The organism is Shewanella oncorhynchi, from assembly GCF_030848765.1.
Taxonomy (GTDB): domain Bacteria; phylum Pseudomonadota; class Gammaproteobacteria; order Enterobacterales; family Shewanellaceae; genus Shewanella; species Shewanella oncorhynchi.
Genome location: NZ_CP132914.1, coordinates 4,031,328 through 4,048,589, shown reverse-complemented (window position 1 = coordinate 4,048,589; position 17,262 = coordinate 4,031,328). Strand labels below are relative to the sequence as shown.

General features: G+C 44.2%; 15 protein-coding genes. 8 read left to right on the top strand and 7 right to left on the bottom strand.

All coding sequences use genetic code 11. From position 1 onward, the window contains the following. Positions 1 to 57: 57 nt before the first annotated feature. Positions 58 to 1,260 (top strand): serine hydrolase domain-containing protein, encoded by a 1,203-nt coding sequence (locus RA178_RS17960; protein ID WP_306683134.1) that lies wholly within the window; start codon positions 58 to 60, stop codon positions 1,258 to 1,260. Positions 1,261 to 1,378: 118 nt separating this feature from the next. Here the strand turns inward: RA178_RS17960 and RA178_RS17955 are convergent, their stop codons facing one another. The 3 genes from RA178_RS17955 to yjjX form a co-directional block, all read right to left on the bottom strand. Beyond that, positions 1,379 to 3,841: an ankyrin repeat domain-containing protein gene (locus RA178_RS17955; protein WP_306683132.1), complete on the bottom strand. Its 2,463-nt coding sequence runs from the start codon at positions 3,839 to 3,841 to the stop codon at positions 1,379 to 1,381. A gap of 241 nt (positions 3,842 to 4,082) precedes the next feature. Further along, positions 4,083 to 5,132 carry a bifunctional helix-turn-helix transcriptional regulator/GNAT family N-acetyltransferase gene (locus tag RA178_RS17950; protein WP_306683130.1) on the bottom strand — a complete coding sequence of 350 codons (1,050 nt, stop codon included), beginning with the start codon at positions 5,130 to 5,132 and terminating at the stop codon, positions 4,083 to 4,085. Positions 5,133 to 5,136: 4 nt separating this feature from the next. Then, entirely contained in the window at positions 5,137 to 5,697 is a 561-nt protein-coding gene (gene yjjX / locus RA178_RS17945; protein WP_306683129.1) for an inosine/xanthosine triphosphatase, read from the bottom strand. 258 nt (positions 5,698 to 5,955) lie between these two features. On the opposite strand from yjjX, the gene RA178_RS17940 reads away from it, so the two are divergent. Both RA178_RS17940 and RA178_RS17935 read left to right on the top strand, forming a co-directional pair. After that, complete coding sequence (locus tag RA178_RS17940) at positions 5,956 to 8,520, top strand: acylase (protein ID WP_306683127.1); 2,565 nt, start codon at positions 5,956 to 5,958, stop codon at positions 8,518 to 8,520. A 451-nt stretch (positions 8,521 to 8,971) separates the two neighbouring features. Then, entirely contained in the window at positions 8,972 to 10,267 is a 1,296-nt protein-coding gene (locus tag RA178_RS17935) for an SLC5/6 family protein (RefSeq protein ID WP_028761640.1), read from the top strand. 109 nt (positions 10,268 to 10,376) lie between these two features. Here RA178_RS17935 and RA178_RS17930 read toward each other — a convergent pair whose 3' ends face one another. Beyond that, complete coding sequence (locus RA178_RS17930; protein ID WP_105250107.1) at positions 10,377 to 10,820, bottom strand: GNAT family N-acetyltransferase; 444 nt, start codon at positions 10,818 to 10,820, stop codon at positions 10,377 to 10,379. 213 nt (positions 10,821 to 11,033) lie between these two features. Between RA178_RS17930 and RA178_RS17925 the strand changes: the two genes are divergently transcribed. Both RA178_RS17925 and RA178_RS17920 read left to right on the top strand, forming a co-directional pair. Continuing rightward, on the top strand, positions 11,034 to 11,330 hold the full coding sequence (locus RA178_RS17925) for a hypothetical protein (RefSeq protein ID WP_113939800.1): 297 nt from the start codon (positions 11,034 to 11,036) through the stop codon (positions 11,328 to 11,330). A gap of 209 nt (positions 11,331 to 11,539) precedes the next feature. After that, on the top strand, positions 11,540 to 12,874 hold the full coding sequence (locus RA178_RS17920; protein ID WP_306683125.1) for a dicarboxylate/amino acid:cation symporter: 1,335 nt from the start codon (positions 11,540 to 11,542) through the stop codon (positions 12,872 to 12,874). Positions 12,875 to 12,947: 73 nt separating this feature from the next. On the opposite strand, the gene RA178_RS17915 is transcribed toward RA178_RS17920, so the two are convergent. Then, entirely contained in the window at positions 12,948 to 13,364 is a 417-nt protein-coding gene (locus RA178_RS17915) for an META domain-containing protein (RefSeq protein ID WP_113939802.1), read from the bottom strand. Positions 13,365 to 13,435: 71 nt separating this feature from the next. On the opposite strand from RA178_RS17915, the gene RA178_RS17910 reads away from it, so the two are divergent. After that, positions 13,436 to 13,666 (top strand): hypothetical protein, encoded by a 231-nt coding sequence (locus RA178_RS17910; protein ID WP_028759411.1) that lies wholly within the window; start codon positions 13,436 to 13,438, stop codon positions 13,664 to 13,666. Between the two features lie 36 nt (positions 13,667 to 13,702). Here the strand turns inward: RA178_RS17910 and RA178_RS17905 are convergent, their stop codons facing one another. Continuing rightward, positions 13,703 to 14,719, bottom strand: coding sequence for a GGDEF domain-containing protein (locus RA178_RS17905; protein ID WP_306683122.1), 1,017 nt, complete (start codon positions 14,717 to 14,719; stop codon positions 13,703 to 13,705). 168 nt (positions 14,720 to 14,887) lie between these two features. On the opposite strand from RA178_RS17905, the gene RA178_RS17900 reads away from it, so the two are divergent. Both RA178_RS17900 and RA178_RS17895 read left to right on the top strand, forming a co-directional pair. Next, on the top strand, positions 14,888 to 15,430 hold the full coding sequence (locus tag RA178_RS17900; protein WP_226060231.1) for a GNAT family N-acetyltransferase: 543 nt from the start codon (positions 14,888 to 14,890) through the stop codon (positions 15,428 to 15,430). Positions 15,431 to 15,510: 80 nt separating this feature from the next. After that, positions 15,511 to 15,861 carry a hypothetical protein gene (locus RA178_RS17895; protein ID WP_131525100.1) on the top strand — a complete coding sequence of 117 codons (351 nt, stop codon included), beginning with the start codon at positions 15,511 to 15,513 and terminating at the stop codon, positions 15,859 to 15,861. A 261-nt stretch (positions 15,862 to 16,122) separates the two neighbouring features. Here the strand turns inward: RA178_RS17895 and RA178_RS17890 are convergent, their stop codons facing one another. Beyond that, a complete protein-coding gene (locus RA178_RS17890; protein WP_263145247.1) occupies positions 16,123 to 17,235 on the bottom strand; it encodes a hypothetical protein in 1,113 nt (370 codons plus the stop codon). Between the last annotated feature and the right edge of the window lie 27 nt (positions 17,236 to 17,262).

Below are 17,262 nucleotides of genomic sequence, written 5' to 3'. Positions count from 1 at the left end.
TAAGCTTGCTTTTTTCTAGCAGGCAGCATTATTTGTTAATTACGTTAAGGATAACCCATGCGTTTGAGTGTTATCAGTACCCTGTTGACTGGTTTTTTATTATTCCCAAGTGCCAATAGTTTTGGTCTGTTATTAGAAACAGGTGCTGAACAAGAGCAAATCGGGCAAGGCAGTAACTCGATTGCCGTTGAAAGCCAAACCGCATCTTCAGTATCGAAGGTGGCGGAGATCAAGACCTTAATCCAAACCGCAATAAAGGATTCGCCGCAGCCATTTAGTGGCAGTGTTATCCTGCTTGAGCAGGGCAAGCCGCAGTTTGAACTGCAAAAGGGCGAAGGTATTAGTCAAGATTCGCGTTTTGTGATGGCGTCGCTCTCTAAGCAGATTACTGCAACCTTGATATTGCAGGCACTCGATGCGGGGAAACTCGACTTAAACCTATCGCTTAATCATTATCTTTTTGGTGATGCAGAAGGGAATAATAAGGCGCTAAAAGGCACTGTGGCGGGTACAAATTCAAGTGCAAACGCTTTAAATTCCAGTCGTTATGACGCGCGGATTACGCTGCACCAATTGCTGACGCATACATCGGGTGTCGATAAACTGGGTAAGGCCAATCGATTCGAGCCGGGTAGCCAATTTGAATACTCCAACTTTGGTTATTCACTGCTTGGGCAAGTGCTTGAGAAGGTTAATCACCAATCCTTTGCCGAGCAAGTGGCGCAGTTTGCAACGCGATACCAGCTTAATGGCTTGAGTGCTGAGCTTGGCAGTATTGAGGCGATTCACGCCAAAGTGCCTTCACTCGCCGTAGGTTTACAGGAAAGCGAGGTGATTGCCCCTGCTGACTTAGTGCTTGATGAAGCTTTGTTGCCCGCAGGGGGATTAATTACCTCTGCGCCAGTTTATGCCGCCTTTCAGCATCTATTACACTCTGGCAAGTTGATGAGCGCAAAGAGTTATCAACGGATGACAACGGCGTATACCGAGATCCAATTCTTATGGCCAAATATGCGCTATGGCTATGGTGTGAGGATCAATAAGGATGATGGCCTCGTCGAATACAGTCATACGGGCTATTTATCTGGCTATATGTCGATGACACTGCATTATCCCGAATTTAATTTGGATCTGGTGATGCTGGAAAATCTATCGCTAAATCTTAATGATCGCGCTCGAGTATTTGAACTGCATAATCAGATACGTCAAATCATTCGTAGCCAGTTACTGCTTGTTAAAACGTCTAATGTTAAGCCTTAAGTCTCTCCATTATGTTGGCTAATAGGCGGCTAAGTCAGATGGTGTGAGTCTCGAAAGCATAAAGCCCCAAAGTTAGGGCTTTATGCTTGGTACTCGTTGGCAGTTAAGGTGCTAATCGTTACCAAAAGCGCTTTCTAAGTGCGGTCTCGATATCAATCTCAACCCTAAAGTACTGCAAAATCGTCCAAACTGAATCGACTAAGGCTTCGGTAAGCGCTGGATAATCATCCTCGATAATTTCGTTAATTTCTTCGACGGTTTCATCGATATATTCCTGAACACCTTCCTCAAATTCGGCCTTTGTCGCTTGATTGCGGAAAAAGCTAAAGTTGTCGAGCTTTTCTATCAATTGATCAATAAGGACTCTCACCGAATTGAGTTGCTCAACTGTGATCGTCGGATCGGTGGCGATCAGTTTAAAAAAGCTCTGCACTTTGGTTTTGAGATCGAATAGCGTTGGGATTTGATCTCGATTTGCCGCCGCATTACTCACCTCTAATTTGGTTTGCTTGACGGGGGCAGGTATTACATTCACCTCAGATGCTTGCGGTTTGGCCGTCATAGGATCGGCGTTGCTCGAAGCTGTTGCTGGTATTGCGCGATTGTGGGCTATGGCTGTGGGGGCTGGCGGTATCTCGCGCCCCAGTGTTTGTAGCAGGCGGCGCTGGAAATAGCTTTGCGGCAGGGCTTTGCTGAGTGCTTGCTCAAGCTGAGTTTCACTGTAGGAGGCTATTTGCAGCAGCGCTTCGAAAATCTCTTTATATTCTTGCTCAATAGCCGCTATTAGCGGGCTATTGCCGAAGCTATTGGTCACGGTTAAGTCGGCGCCATATTGCTGCAAAAGTCTTAAGATCCGCACCGCCGTTGATTCAAAGCGGGGGAACTCGATTGAACTGCCGCCTATCACAGCGCAAAGGGCTGGCGTGGTGTCTTCGGCATTGATGGCATTGGGGTTGGCGCCATGTTCGAGTAGCGCCTCTACGCAGGACTGTGCGCCGTAGTAACTGGCGCACATTAATGGCGTAAATTGCTCATCTACTGAGAATTCTTCTAACTTTGCTCCATGGCGCAGTAAGAGTTCTACGGTTTTTCGCCGCATAGGGCCGGTAATTTCATCCCACCAGTAGGTCGAAATCGCCTTGTGTAGAATGGGCGAATTATCGTGGCCGCAATGGGTAAAAATATCCCCGCCTTGGTGAATGAGCCATTCAAGTAGTTGGATTCGACAGGAGATGGCTGCCGCGGACACATAGTTAGTGTTGTAGATATTGGTGAGGCTTAAATCTAGCCCCTTGGTGAGCAGATATTCCATCACTTGGATAAGCGTTGCTTGATCTTCTTTCCCTGAACCACGCTGGCAGATAGTGAGTAAGGTTGGTTCATCCACCGCCCCAAATTTTTTATTGATATCCATACCATATTGCAGGAATAGATCGAAAAACTCGGGCAGAAAGGTTTTCTTTTCGACCATTGGATAAACCAATAGTCGTAAATTCGACCAGACTAACATCTCATAGGGTTTACCCGTATTCACAAATTCGGCATTTGGATTAGCGCCATATTTGAGCAACAGTTCAAGGGCTTGGTAGATGTAGCTCCGTTTATTCGGATCGGTAAATTGGGCATTATTAATATATTGGTTGAGTAAGGGTGAATGGTCGGCATCAGGCGGTGTCATCCTATAGATGCGATTGATATCGACGGTGGCCTTAATCAGTTTTTCGATAATCCTAAGGTCAAATTCTGAGGTCAATGCCGCATAGACCAAACTTTTGGCGTGGGAGTCGGCTTTGAGCTGCGGATAATGGTCTAACAGGTATTCAGTGTAGTCTTGCGCTTTGGCGTAAACGCATAGTTCTAATAGATTAGCATCGTCCCAGAAGCTGCTGTCGTTGGCCATAATATAACGGGACTTTTTAAATACAGGAAAGCGTTTTACTAAAGGAGCAAAGGCTTCAATCCCCCAGAATCCGCTCGAGGAAATAATATTTTCAATTAGACTTAATTTACCTATTTCTAATGGGATGTCTTTATTAATGATATGCAGGAATAGATCTTTATTGCGTTCATCATATAATATTTCTAGCGGGTGGTTTACTTCACCATTGGTCCAGAAACTCACCGGTTTATTGATATCTAAGTTAGCTGCAAGTAGAAGATCGATCATATCTCTACGTTGATGGTGTTGATAGATATATTGCGGATTAGGATGAAATAGATAGTTGAGCCAGCAATTGTTATATTGATTTTGAAAGTAAAGATTGGCACTAGAGTCTAGGTATAGGGTAACGAGTTCTGAGTTGTTATATTCAATAGCCGAATGCAATGCACTGAAACCATTACATTCGATTTTAGCGCCTTTGCTGAGCAAGTATTTTATAAGCACTAAATCGGACTGAGGACTGCAAGATAGTGGAACTAATATATTGCAGGGCGAAACATTGAGATCAATAAAGTTGAGATCTCCACTATCGGCAAGAAATTGATCAACTTTCTTTATTTTAGCCGAGGTCGAAAGCGTGTTATCTAGGCATATTTCCCGAAGTGTGAGTTTCTTATCACTAAAAATCCAACTGAGCATAATGTTCCCTATTTAATGCCGTTAACAAAATGGTATCAAACACCTTTCAATTTATTAAAAATTGAGTGAGGTAAAATTGCCATATATTAATGCATTTAAGTTAAGAAAAACTATGCCCTAAGACTGATAATTAAAATGATCCTGTTTGAATAACATTTTGTGATACAAATTGATAATGCCAAACAAGTTGCATGATGACATGTTTGGCATTGTTACTTTGATTGGAATTCTGCTTCATATCCTATTGATTAAGATCTAGCAGCATCGGCATTTCGCAGGCGTCGTGGCCTGTGTTCCCTAGGGGAGCCGACAGATGTACAAAGCCTAATTTCTCATAGAGTTTTACGGCTTCATTTAGTACAGCGGTGGTTTCTAAATAGCAGCTTTGATAACCCGTTTCGCGGGCGAAATCGAGTGCCATTAACGCTACGCGTTTTGCGAGTCCTTTGCCGCGGATTTCTGGCATAAAGTACATTTTTTGCAGTTCGCAGACGCCATCATTGTTAGCTAAAGGCGCAATACCGGCGCCGCCTAAAATGCGGCCCTCTAATTCAATAATCCAATAGTTGGCGCCTGCTTGGGAGTAGATCTGGCTTAGGCAATCTAAGGTCGGGTCTGCCACGCTATAGCCTTTATCTGCGGTTAAGCCGTATTCGGCCGAAACATCGCGGATGACTTTGGCAATTGCGGCATCATCTTGGGCTGTGGCTTGGCGAATGTGGCAACCACTTTGCTGCTTGGCGTTATGTACGGCTTGGTTATATAACACGAGGGCCTCTTCGATTTGTGAAGTTTGCAATGGAGTCAGTTGGGCTAAGATCCCTTGGAATAATTGATTCTGCTGAGTATCCAATTTAACGAGTAACTTCTTACCCGCAGGTGTCAGTTGCACAACTAAGCAGCGACTGTCCCGTGGGTGCACCTGACTCTGGGCAAGATGTTTATCGATCAAATGCTTGATAGCGCGGCTCGCATTGGACTTATCAATGCTGAGTTTGCTTGCAAGCTCTTTGATGGTCAGGGGCTGCTTGCCTATCTCAAACAGGGCATGGGCTTGCACGGGCGAAAGGGGTAAATCCCCAAAGGCGGCGTTGAGCATGCCTAAATTTCTCACCAGATAGCGAGACAAATGCCTGAGTTGGGCGGATGAGCCTGACTCAGTCGTTTGCTTAGTTTGAGTCACAGGCTTCGCGGGATCTTGAGCCAAAGGTGCGTTTGTTTGAGCCATAGTCGAATAGGTTTGGTTGCATGTCACAACTAAGTTAGCGGGCTTTAATTCCTCTTGCAACATATTACTAACAATCGACTGTGTAAATATCAGGATTCAATAATGGCGCCATGGCGAGAATAATCGCTTGGGTGTAATTACTTTCACGGGTCGCATGGCCGTGGGTGAGTAAACCTATGGCACCGCCTTTTTGCTTAATATTGATTGTATTGAACAACCTATCCATGACATCCCCGAGTTCTTCCCCCGCTTCTAATGCCCGATAAACTTGCATTGGTAAAGGTAAAATCGCACTGCGGCCAATGGCAAGCTGGTCTTTATGGCCAATCGCGATATAGGCGAATGTGGCAGGACCAAAGTCAAAACAATCGACACCGCCTTCCATCGCAAAATAGTAGTCGGCTTTAGTCTCTTGCGGGTCCTGCTGTTGACAATAGCGCACCCGATTGATCGCCCCTTGGCGAGTATCGAGATCTGTCATTGGCTGCGCCGCAACACCAGAAGGGGCATCCATACTGCTGGCTTCTATGATGCTCTCAGGGAACAGCTGTGCCATGGCGTTAGTTGCCGCGTTGATTTTTACTGGGTTTTTAGAACCCACTTTTATCTTAATAATGTTTTGTTGCATATAAGTTATTTATTTTGGATTTTAATGTGGACGCTCGTTTGAATCATTGCTTAAATGGTCTGAGGTGTCTAAGTGTTTGGGTTTTCTATTCTGCCACAGTCGTCGGCGAAGCTCAGTAAAAAAGCCAACAGTAGGGGAGGCAATAGCCAGCCTTAGGGACTAGGAAGCGACATGCAACTATTGCTCCTTCAGTAATTTGGGCTGGAATAGGCAGTAAGGCTATGTCATTGAAGGAACCAAAACCAAGAGATAATAATAATGAAATTCAACAAACTCGTGATTGCTATGGGAATGGCCTGCGGTGTAATACTGACCGGCTGTAACGATAGCGAAGATAGCACTACGCCTACCGAACCTGAAACTCAACTGCAAACTTTTGCCCCCAATGGTTTACTCAAAGCCAGTATTCGCCGTACGACCTATGGCGTGCCGCATATCCAAGCTGACAACTTAGAAAGTTTAGGTTTTGGTAGCGGTTATGCGCAGGCACAGGACAACTTATGTGTATTAGCCGATGGTTTTATCAAGGCGAACTCACAGCGTTCTATGTACTTTGGTCCCCATGCGTCGATTGACTTCACTACGGGTCAACCCACGGCGGAAGATAACGGTAACCTTATCTCAGATTTTGCCTATAAAGCGCTAAAGATCAGAGCGCAAGCCGAAGAAAAATGGCCGAAATTTAGTGAAAACTCTCGGGCACTTATCCAAGGTTTTACCTCTGGTTATAACCAATATCTTGCTGATGTCGAAGCGGGCACACAAACGGCAGAACCTTTCTGTGGCGGTCAGCCTTGGGTGAAACCCATAGTGCCAGAAGATGTGGTGACTTATTTGTTTTCTATCGCCTTATTACCGGGCGCAGCTAACTTTCTCGATCTGATTTTTTACGCGAACCCAGGAGATGCACAGGAATACATGCCGCGTATCGTTGGGCCCGCGCCTAGCCAAGACCAAACTGCGTTTGTGGCCGATATGCAGTCTAAGTTGATTGCCCGCGCGGCTCGTATCACGACACCAGAAACCAATCCCCGCGATTTAGGTTCAAATGGTTGGGGTTTAGGCAAGGATAAAACCGAAAATGGTAAGGGCATGGTGCTAGGTAATCCGCATTTCCCGCATACGGGTAACCTGCGTTTTTGGCAATCCCATATTACGATCCCAGGGCATTTAGATATGATGGGCGGCTCGTTAGTGGGTATGCCAGGACCGATTAATATTGGTTTCAATAAAGATCTCGCTTGGACTCATACCTTCTCTACCGCTGAGCATTTTGTGATGTATAACCTTGAGTTAGTCTCGGGTGATCGGATGCAGTATTTGTTTGATGGTAAACCTATGCCGATCACCAAAGAGACAGTATCGGTTCTAGTGAATGCAGGTCCTGCGGGCATGCTGGTCGCCGAGAAAGATATTTATACTACGGCCAAAGGCCCTATGGTCGAAGCTCCTCCCGCTTTAGCGCCTTTTGGTTGGGATGATGGCAGTGCCTTTATGATCCAAGATGCCAATATGGGGACTATGGACTCTGTTGACCATTGGTTAGCCATGAACATGGCCACGAACAAAGAAGAGTTCCAACAGGCATTTAAGGACTACGATGGCGTCATCTTCAATAACACTATGTACGCCGATAAAGAGGGCAATGCTTTCTATATCGACGACTCAACTGTGCCAGGATTATCTGAATCGGCAGTTGTGTTGTTAAAAACCTCACCGGATATTAAAGCGGCTAAGGCTAAGGCCGGATTTACGATTTTACCCGGCAACACTTCACTGTTTAGCTTCGATGGTCCAACGCCCTATGAGCGTGCGCCCAAGCTTGAGCGCAGCGACTTTGTGCAAAACTCCAATGACTCCTTTTGGTCGACTAACTTGAATGAACCGCTGACTTACTTCTCGCCTATGTACGGCGCAGAGGCTGGACAGCTATCACTACGTACACGGATGGGCTTGAGTTTAATGCAGGACGCCGCGGGGGCTGATGGCAAGTTCAGCTTGGAAGAACTCGAAGCGGCTGTGCTGTCGAATCGCAGTTATCTCGCCGAGTTAGTGCTGCCTGACTTGATTGCCCAGTGTGATGCCCAAGGCAGTACACCTGTGGTAGTGTCGGCGAGTTTATCTAAGGATGTCTCTTCGGCTTGTGCGGCATTAAAGGCGTGGAACGCTAAGCAAGATAACGACAGTAAAGGTGGTGCTTTACTACGTGAATTTGCCCATCTATTCAGCCAAACAACCATGTTGACCCAAGGATTCGATCCCGCTAATGCGGCAACGACACCTAAAACCTTGACTACGGATGGTAGTGCCTTAAAGGCCTTGGCTCACAGTGCGCTTAACCTTGAGGCCGCAGGCTTTGCCTTAGATGCACCATTAGGGGATGTGCAATTTGTGGAGAAATCGCTGCCAGATGGAACGCCAAGCGGGTCGCGTTTACCTTGGCCGGGTAGTCATAATGCTGAAGGTGGATTCAATGTGTTTTCAACCAGTTTGTCGGGTGATGACACTTTGATCCCGCAGCACAAATACGCTGCTGTGATGGATGTAGTCACAGGCAAGGCGATGAGTTCTGGCTTAACGGCGAAAGGGTATCAAGTGCGTTACGGGTCGAGTTGGATGATGGCGGTGAACTTTACCGATGAGGGGCCTGTGGCGCGGGGGATTTTAACTTACTCTGAGTCGAGTAATATTTTAACGCCTGCGTTTGCTGATCAAAGTATCTTGTACTCGAGTGCTAAAAGCTTCCGTCCTTTGTTGTTCAAAGAGGCTGACATAGCCCCAGCTGTAGTGTCGACGACTGAACTGACACTACAAAAACCATAAGTCAGATTTTGCGCTTTAATCGTTAGCGGCTCACTTCGGAGTTGAATCTGGATGAGCCGTTTTTTATGCGTGTTTGCGACTGATAGCGATTTGTAAAAATTTAACATTAACGACTGTGATCTCGATCTACCTTAGGTGTGAGTGTGCGGCGACTTGTCTCGTTTTGTTGATTTTTGTGACATACGCCCGGTTAGCTGTTTTTCTCGGCGCTTATGTAATGTCACTGGATTTGGCTTGAGGTGAATACCTTGTATTTTTAAGTGGCTTTTTATGTATATGTTTTGATGCTGTATTGAAAACTTATTACATTAAATCAGCGATCTAGATCTCAATATCAGTTTATTATGAAATTCCCTTACATAAAGCCGTGTCAGATCAACTTTTATGGGCTTTTTTTGGTTATCCTTAGCGCGAATTTATTATGCTAGTCACACCGTAAGGTAACTTTTATATGCAAAAAGATGCGACCAGTGTTCTTGGAACACCTCAAAGCACACAGAATCTAGATTCAACGAAACACTTACCTTGGACTCGCCAAGACACGACTTGGATGTTGAGTTTGTTCGGCACTGCCGTTGGCGCTGGAATTTTATTTTTACCTATCAATGCGGGCATGGGCGGCTTTTGGCCTCTTGTGTTAATGGCAGTGATCATTGGTCCTATGACCTATCTTGCCCACCGTGGTTTATCTCGTTTTGTTTGTTCATCAAGCATTCCTGGTAGCGACATTACTCAAGTAGTTGAAGAGCATTTTGGTGTTGGCGCGGGTAAAGCCATTACCGTACTGTATTTCTTTGCTATCTATCCGATTGTATTAATTTACGGTGTGGGTATTACCAACACTGTTGATAGCTTTATCGTCAATCAGTTAGGCATGGCATCGCCACCACGCTTCATTCTATCGGGTGTATTGATCCTCGGTATGATGGCTGTAATGGTCGCAGGTGAGAAATTCATGCTCAAAGTGACACAATTGCTGGTGTATCCGCTGGTGGGTATTTTGGCCTTTATGTCTATCTACCTGATCCCTGAATGGAAAATGGATGCTTTACTCGTTGTACCAGAAGCGGGTGCATTTTTAGGCACAGTTTGGTTAACGATTCCAGTTTTAGTGTTTGCCTTTAACCATTCTCCAGCGATTTCACAGTTTTCTGTGTCATTGAAACGTGACCATGGCGCGAATGCTTCTCGCAAAGCTGATGTTATTTTACGTAATACTTCCATGATGTTAGTGGGCTTTGTGATGTTGTTTGTGTTCTCTTGTGTGCTGTCATTATCGCCAGCACAATTGGCCGAAGCGAAAGCTCAGAATCTACCGATTTTGTCTTATCTCGCCAACGTGCATTCAAGTGGTTTTGTGAGCTACTTTGGTCCATTAATTGCCTTTATCGCGATTGTGTCTTCTTTCTTTGGCCATTACATGGGCGCGACAGAAGGCATGAAGGGGATTATTGTTAAGCAGTTAGACACGAATAAAAAAGGCATTTCAGAGCAAAAAATCAACAAATTTATTCTGGTGTTTATGTTTGTGACGATTTGGGCCGTGGCAATCAAAAACCCAAGTATTTTGAATATGATTGAAGCTTTAGGTGGCCCAATTATCGCGGCTATCCTGTACTTGATGCCTATGTACGCTGTATACAAAGTGCCAGCATTAAAAGCACACCGTGGTCGCATCAGCAATATCTTCGTGGTTATAGCGGGTTTATTGGCAATGACGGCTATTCTGTTTGGCTTCTTTCGTTAAGTTTTAATCTTAGTAGGAACGCGGTTTGAATGTGAATCGTGAGTCGTAAAAAGAAAAGGATCGTGCCATTGGCCCGATCCTTTTTTATTACGTATAACATTTGAATCGCTTATTTTTCTTCGTACATTAAGTAGTAACTCTGCTTCATCCCTAACGCTTGATAGGTCTGCTGTGCGGCGAGATTTTCTTGCTCGACATATAAACGGAAGCTGGCGGCACCACCATTGGCTTCGGCCAGTTGTTTGACTTCGCTGTAGAGTTTGGCATAGATGCCTTGGCGACGATTTTTCGGGCGAATATACACACTCTGGATCCAGTAATAATCCTTCGCACGCCAATCGCTCCATTCAAATGTCACCATGAGCGAGCCGACTAGCTCACCTGCGATTTCAGCGACCAGGTAAAACCCTTTTTGCGGGCTCTCAAGTAGCGTGCCCACACCTCGAGTCAGTGTCGCTTCATCTAAGGCTAGGCCTTCGGTTTCTTGGGCCATGGCCTGATTAAACTGCACTAAGGCGATTAGGTCTTGAGCCTTAGCTTTACGAATCAACATACTACAACTCCTAGGCGGTTATTTGGCAATACCGCTCTTGTTTAGTAAACAACATTTTGTGATTCACTTTATCATGGAACGACGAGGGATAACGAGTTTGGCAGTGGCAGGTTAGGCACTGATATTATTTATTGCTGTGGATATTTGTACGACTAAAGTCTTATATGCTAGGCTTATCTCTAGTGTCCTTTCGCTGAACTAAGTGAGTTAATGATGGGATTTATTAAGTCTACTCGCCGCTATAAACTTAAGATTTTACCCGTCTATGATATTGCTGCTGATGAACAGATAAATCATCGTCTGCATTTTATTTTAACGCTGTTGAGCTTCGGTTTATGGGGTTTAGTTTGGTGGTGGTTGGTCTTAAAAGCTAACGGTAAGTCCGACTTTATTTTCAGTGGTTTTGATGACGATTATTGGAGTTATTTGATTGAGCGTGAGCAACCGCCTGCGTCGCTTTATCGTCAGCAAATAGCACCAAAAAAAGTCACAGAATATTTTGATGCTTAAGCAGGAAAACTAACATCTCAGCGGCCAATTTAACAAAGTTGGTTTGGTTAATATTACTGATTTTAAGGCGGTTTAGCTCAACGTGACCCAGATCATCCCTCGATTAAAACCCCTCTGCTAGACTCGGCGATTGCCCCATTTAGACTGAGAAACTAGCGCGCTAGTTTTGGTCTTTGCCCCATCATAGTTTCGAATTCAAGGTTATCAATATGACAAAACAAAAGTCGTCAGCATTAGGCCGTGTTTGGTCTCGCTGGATGTCAGTGCCGCTGTGGCTGCAAATTGTTATCGGTATGGTGCTAGGTATTTTAGTGGGCATCATCTTCGGCGAGCAAGCGACTCACTTAAAGCCGATAGGCACCTTGTTTGTTAATTCCATTAAGATGCTGATTGTGCCATTGGTGTTTTGCTCACTGATTGTGGGCGTCACTTCGATGCAAGATACGAACAAGATGGGGCGTATTGGTTTTAAATCTTTTGCGTTTTATCTCTTTACCACGGCTATCGCGATCACTATCGGTTTGATTGTCGGTTATGTTCTTCAACCCGGTGCAGGTTTAGGTTTGTCATTGGCAGATGGCACGGCTCAAATTGCCAAAGAAATACCTTCTTTAGTCGATACTTTGATCGACATAGTACCGACGAATCCTATTGCGGCTTTAGCAAGCGGGCAAATTTTGCAAGTTATAGTATTTGCGATTGTTTTAGGTATCGCCTTAGTGCTGATTGGCGAGCATGGAAAACCTGCAATTAAAGTGTTCGAAAGTTTAGCTGAGGCCATGTATAAAATGGCCGACATGGTGATGAAGCTCGCACCCTACGGTGTATTTGGTCTAATGGCTTGGGTAGCGGGGGAGTATGGGATTGATATGCTCTGGCCACTGATCAAAGTCATTATTGCTGTGTACCTTGGCTGTATTATTCATGTGATTGGATTCTATAGTTTGTTACTGCGCGGATTTGCGAAGTTAAGCCCGCTGCAGTTTTTTAAAGGGATTAGCAATGCCATGTTAGTGGCGTTTACCACGTCGAGCTCTGCAGGCACGCTCCCAGTGAGTATGAAGTGTGCTAGTGAAAATTTGGGGGTTCATAAGAAGATCTCTAGCTTTGTGTTACCGTTAGGCACCACAATCAATATGGATGGCACAGCATTATACCAAGGGGTCACAGTGTTGTTTGTGGCACAGGCGTTTGGTATCGACCTGACTGTCGTCGATTATCTCACCATTATTTTAACGGCGACGTTGGCCTCTATTGGTACTGCGGGTGTGCCCGGTGCGGGTTTAGTGATGTTGACTTTAGTACTCACAACCGTAGGGCTTCCCTTAGAAGGGGTGGCATTGATTGCGGGAATTGACCGTATTTTAGATATGGTGCGTACTGTGGTAAACGTCTCCGGTGACTTAGTGGCGACGACTGTCATTGCAAAGTCTGAAGATGAGCTGGATATGGCGCATTATAATGCCGACATAGATCAAAGCGCCGTAATCGCCGAACAGAATATCGCCCTCGAAATTGCAGCGGCTAAGAGTGTCAAAGCATAGGGAGCTTTTATTGCTGGTTCGTTAACTAAAAAAACCGCCATTGGCGGTTTTTTTATACTGACAAGTTTTATGGTTACTTCATTTGGCTTAACACTAACACTGGCTTGTCGTCGCTGTTAAGTAAGGTAAGTCGGCCTTGCACTAATTTTGCTTTGGTAACTAATGGCATAGCTTGCATCACTTTGTGCTCTTGCTGCATTAGGGCATCCACGCAGGCTTTCATTGTGCTACCGGCAGGAGATAGCTTAAGCTCTTCGCCTTGCTGAGTATATTGACCGAAAAAGTTATTGCAGCTGTTGTTGCCGTGTAATTTACCTTCGGCCTCAAAGGTGATTTGCGCTGGGCTGTAATCGATAGTTGGTTGGCCTTGAACCATTTCAATGTGCCAGCGGCCTTCTAATGGAATGGTATCATTTGGGGCTATATCGGCACTTTGGCAGGCTGTGATGCCTAAGAGTAATGCACCTAAGATGAATGTTTGTTTTAACATCGTTGCGGTTCCTTTTTCCATGATTATGGCCATAGTGTGACAAGTTTTTCGTAAGATCTAAAGGGGTTTATATGACAGGCTCATTTAAAAGTACTCTGAATTTGTTGAAGTTTTTACATTGGTTAGGTGTATTGATGCTAGTTTGTGGACTTGGGTTTTATATGTTGACGCAATGGAGTCTAGAGATAAGCGGCATGTTATTGATCTCAAGTCTGATTGGTTTAGGGTTGGTCTTAATGTCGCCCTATCCTGTGGTGCTGTTTATCCAATGGGCGAAGCGCCAAGATGAGCATTCCAAGTAATTTTGTACTGCCTAATTAAGCCTAAATTTCATTAAATCAAAGCTCTGCCGAATCTGCGGCGGGATTATCGTACAAGCTTGAGTCAATGGCGGGTTCTACTGGCGTGTCTGCGGCTTGGGGTACAGGTAGACGCATTGAATCGAGTTTACTCCGTGCGAGTTCCATCATAGGTGCAAGTTTGGCGCTGGATTCTGGGGTAAAAAAACTGTAGCTCACATCAAGTTTTAGCTGATGGTTTTGTTGTTCTAGCTGCTTTTCTACTCGCTTCATAATATGTAGAACATCCCGTTCACCATCCACAAAAGCAAGTACCACAAATTGAGTGCAGTTGTAATGGGCGGCAACGTCAGCGGTTCTTATCGTATCTTGGATTAACTTGCCTAACAGTCTGTGGTGATTATTTTCGAGTGGTATTGGAGTGTTATCCGTGCTCAGTAATTCAAAGAAGATGATACCTGCATGGGCGCCAAAGCGGCGGCCTAAATTGAGCTGTCTTGGCGCCATCATCAAAAAACCATAATGATTGAGCATGCCGGTTTCTTGGTCGCGCATCGAAAGGGATTCAATGCGATGGTTCTGGCAAAGCAGAGATAATTCTTGTTGCAGCAATATCTGAAACGGTTCGAGCATAGCGGCATTGACTAGTGGCTCTGTTATATGCGGGTTGAGTACACACAGGGCACCAAATTGGCTACCATCCGGCCAAGCGATAGGACGTGAGAGAATATACTGAATACCATCAAAATCCCTTGGTAAATCCTCTAACATAAAGCTGCCGAGGTTTTGATATAAACCATCAGGTTGGCTGTTTTGTATCTGTGTAAAAAGTTCGAGTTCTGCGGAGTACAAAGTGCCCGCGGTAAATTGTGGTGTTTCAGTGATTGCGCTGACAATGATCTCAAATCCTGCGCTGGTCTTTTGGAATATAAAAACCGTGTTAGCGTTGTAATAGCTTTTGATGAGCTCACATTGGTGCATCCAGCGAGTGAGATTCACTTGTTGATTGTCGCTATCAAGTAAACTCAAGTTGGGATTAATGGTTTCTGGCAACATACAAACGCCTAACTATGGCTAAATATCCATTAAGTTTGGGAAATAAAAGGATATTTAGCAAATCAAGGCACTAAATATTGCCTTGTTCTTGCTGTGCCTATGAACCCAACCGAGTATACTGGCGGGCCGAAATTGGGCCCAAAGCCGAAATAATGCTGTGAGAATACTGTGAAAATTAGACTAGCCTTACCTCAAGATGTTGATTTATTAGCGATGCTAGAGAAAAAACATCTTAATGATGAATTAGCTTCCGCCAATATGGGACTGCAAGGGCAAGCTTTTTCCCACAGTGAATTGAGCGAATTAGTGCAGCATCATTGGGTCGTAGTGGCGCAGGTTGAGCAGCAGATCGTCGGTTATGTGATTGCCGGCCGTTGGGGATTTTTCGAACATTGGCCCATTTATCGCACTTTGTTGAATCGTTTGCCGCAACTCGATTGGGATGGACCAAAATTAACTAAGACTAACTCATGCCAATACGGGCCGATTTGGGTGCAGCAAGCCTACCGTGGACAAGGGATTTTTGAGGCATTAGTCAGTGAAATTCGTCGCCAAGTTGCCCCGCATTTTAGCTATATGTTGACCTTTATCGCCGAAGATAATGAACGCTCCTTTGCCGCTCACTCGGGTAAAGCGCACATGCAGGTGGTGGATTTTTTCACCGTTTCGGCAAGAGATTATTATTTAATGGCGGCAAAGACCCAAGCTTAGTTGTTCGATGATAGAAATTAAGGATTCAATCTCTACTGTGTAAATAACCCGAGTTCAGGTTAAATAACGGAGATAAATACATGAATGTACAATTTGTTGAGTCACTATTAACGGCCTATGCCGAAGTCAATTTATCGGCTTGGGACAACTTGAGATTGGTCCTATCTGAGTGCGCTCACCATGAATGTGAGGCGAGGGGATTTGAAGTCGAGTTTATCTCCGATTCAGGGCAAGTGCAGCATTATTGGGTACAAGTGGGGAATATTTGGCTCGATTGTGGTCGAACCAATGCCTATTCGACGGTGATTACGCGACTGACCGATAAGGAACTTAGCCGTGTAAACTCCAAAAGCGCGTTAGAATGCGCTATTTTATCCCAAGAGCAGATCGGTCTACTCTGTATGCAAAATGCCCATTTCGATCATTGCTAAATTCATACTTGACCTTCAGGTCGCCACTAAAGGTGAACAGGTTTTCAGCAGCTTGTCTTGGATTGCTACTTTTAACATTCCCCCCAAAGAAGTCTGTGGTAAGTCTATGTTTGCTGACGACATAATTAAACTACATAGAATCACTGCCAATTAACTCAATATAAAATTGAAGTGAGATTGTACTAAAATAAGGTTTAGTATTTACAATTTTTAATATAAAAGCCTAGTTAACACTAGGCACAAACACGTTTTAATTCATTTTCAGTAAAATTTATTTTCCGTTGGAATGAATTGATCAACATCCGTGACTGGTAATAGGTCTAAGCTATTTTTGGCATGTTTTCGTAGTTTATTTTCGTTTGCCTCAGTTGCAATGTTTTGTAATATTGACCTGTAGCGTGAGTTATTGCTTTTGGCTAACACTTTACAAAGCCAAGAAACAGCATCGATCACGTAGGGATCTTCATTCTTTTTCTCAGTCCAGATTTTTTCAGCAAATAAATCTAGCACCTCTATTTTGATATGATCTTGTTGATAATAGCCTTTGGCTAAACTCTGTAATGTTGCTCCTGTGCTGTTTAACTGCATTTTTATTGATGATATATCATCTGACCATTCAATGTTTGGGGTCACTCGTTCGATAAAGAGAGCTGCTGACTTTTGTGCACTGAACTGGATACTTCCAAGGCCTTCATACTGATAGGTTACGCTAGGTGGTTTTTCTATCAGGAAATTTCCACCATATTTGGTAATCTTGTCCGGCTTGCCTAGTTTTGAAACAACCAAGTTTTCACTTTCTCCGCTAGCCAATTTGAGGAATAATTCTTTTTTTGAAAGTTCTATCTTTTTGGGTTGAAGACCTGAGTCAATTATTGAAACATGAGATAGGCCTCTTTTCTCAATAACTTTTGATACAACATTTCCGTTAATATCCTCTATCCATACCGCAGAGTAATCTTCACTTAAACTCCCATTAATAAGATATTTTTCGTTTTTCTTCGGTGTAAAATTAACTTCTCCCTCAATGATATAGTTTGAGGTTGAGCTAAAAATATATCCGATTGGAGCGGAGTGATGGACTTGGCCGATGAGATATAAGTTTATGGGTTTGATTGGAATCGACCTTGATGCGCCCATTGCAATCAATTGCGAGCCTTTTCCATTAGAAGCCGCTGAAGATGCTGTTAAGCTATTATGGATAGGTTCTCCATCGATTAGCTTTATATAATAAAAACTTGCTTTACTTCGACTTAGTCTTTGAAAACTATCATCAATTGTAGCAAGCTCTCCTGTATACCCTTCTGGTATCGATGAAGTATAAGACATGCAGCCAAACATAAGAAAAGATATTATTGTGGAAAGAAATAACTTCATTTAATTTCCTTTTTTATAGAGTAAATC